Source organism: Mycobacterium sp. TH-M106 (assembly GCF_057473765.1).
Map to the genome: position 1 here is coordinate 1 of NZ_JBYCLE010000578.1, position 1,823 is coordinate 1,823.

Here is a 1,823-nt window from a genome sequence, read left to right on the forward strand (position 1 = left end):
TCACCCCGGTGGTCGCCGCGCAGCTCGACGACCCGTACTGCCTGGACGGCATGCACCACTGGCTGGCGAACTGGCAGCTGCGCGCCACCGAGGCGGCTAGCCTGCCGGCGTCGAGAGCCCTCGGGGCCCGCGAGTGCGCCGTCGCCGAGGAAGCGTTGGAAGACTTCACCGCCCGCTGGCGCCACGGTGCCAGCCCGCTGCTGCGCGGGCTGGTCGACGCCGGCACGGTCGAACTGCTCGGCGGTCCGCTGGCCCACCCGTTCCAGCCGCTGCTGACGCCTCGGCTACGGGAGTTCGCGCTGCGGGAAGGGCTGGCCGACGCGCGGCAGCGGCTGGCGCACACCCCGGCCGGAATCTGGGCGCCGGAGTGCGCCTACGGCCCCGGCCTGGAGCACGACTACGCCGCCGCCGGGGTGTCGCATTTCCTGGTCGACGGCCCGTCGCTGCACGGCGACACCGCACTGGGCCGCCCGGTCGGCGACACCGACGTGATCGCGTTCGGGCGCGATCTGACCGTCAGCTACCGGGTGTGGTCACCGAAGTCGGGCTATCCAGGACATAGCTCCTACCGCGATTTTCATACCTACGACCACCGCACCGGCCTCAAACCCGCCCGGGTCACCGGGCGCCACGTGGCACCGGAGGACAAGGCGCCCTACGACCCGCGGCGTGCTGCGGAGGCCGTCGACGCCGATGTCGCCGACTTCGTCGCGCTGGTCCGGTCCCGGCTCGCTGCCGAGTCCGAGCGGATCGGCCGGCCGGCCCATGTGATCGCCGCTTTCGACACCGAGCTGTTCGGGCACTGGTGGTACGAGGGGCCGCTGTGGCTGGAGCAGGTGCTGCGGGCACTGCCGCGGGCCGGGGTGCGCATCGGCACGCTGTCCGACGCCATCACCGCAGGGTTCGTCGGCGATGCGGTCGAATTACCGCCGAGCTCTTGGGGTTCCGGCAAAGACTGGCAGGTGTGGACCGGCCCGAAAGTGGCCGACCTGGTGCAGCTCAACACCGAGGTGGTCGACACCGCGCTCGCTGTCGTCGACAAGGCGCTGGCGCAGGCCGCCGCGCCGGGCGGGCCCACTCCCCGCGATCGGGTCGCCGACCAGATGCTGCGGGAGACGCTGCTGACAGTCTCCAGCGACTGGCCGTTTATGGTGAGCAAGGATTCTGCCGCCGACTACGCCCGGTACCGCGCACACCTGCATGCGCACGCCACCCGGGAGATCGGCGCCGCACTGGCATCGGGTCGCCCCGAGGTCGCACAGCGGCTGGCCGACGGCTGGAACCGCGCCGACGGCCTGTTCGGCGCCCTGGACGCCCGGAGGCTGCCCCGATGAAGATCCTGATGGTGTCGTGGGAATACCCGCCGGTGGTGGTCGGCGGTCTTGGCCGGCATGTCCACCATCTGTCCACCGCGCTGGCTGCAGCCGGCCACGACGTCGTCGTGCTCTCCCGGCGCCCCTCCGACACCGACCCGAGCACGCACCCGTCGTCGGATCAAGTCAGCGAGGGGGTTCGGGTGGTCGCCGCCGCACAGGATCCGCACGAGTTCTCCTTCGGCGCCGACATGATGGCCTGGACACTGGCGATGGGCCATGCCATGGTCCGCGCCGGGCTGTCCCTGAGAACCCATGGCGGCCAGCAGACTTGGCGACCCGAGGTGGTCCATGCCCACGACTGGCTGGTAGCCCATCCGGCGATTGCGCTAGCCGAATTCTACGATGTGCCACTGGTCTCCACGATGCACGCCACCGAAGCCGGACGACATTCCGGCTGGGTTTCCGGCCGGCTGAGTCGTCAGGTGCACGCGATCGAATCCTGGCTGG

Annotated in this window: 2 protein-coding genes; both read left to right on the top strand. The window is 71.0% G+C overall.

Going from position 1 to position 1,823, the window contains the following annotated elements:
• The coding region (locus AC2VOP_RS19650) for a 1,4-alpha-glucan branching protein domain-containing protein (protein WP_486962522.1) at positions 1–1,334 on the top strand (1,334 nt) is incomplete at its 5' end.
• A partial coding sequence (locus AC2VOP_RS19655; protein WP_486962523.1) for a glycogen/starch synthase occupies positions 1,331–1,823 on the top strand: 493 nt, incomplete at its 3' end. The genes AC2VOP_RS19650 and AC2VOP_RS19655, both read left to right, overlap by 4 nt.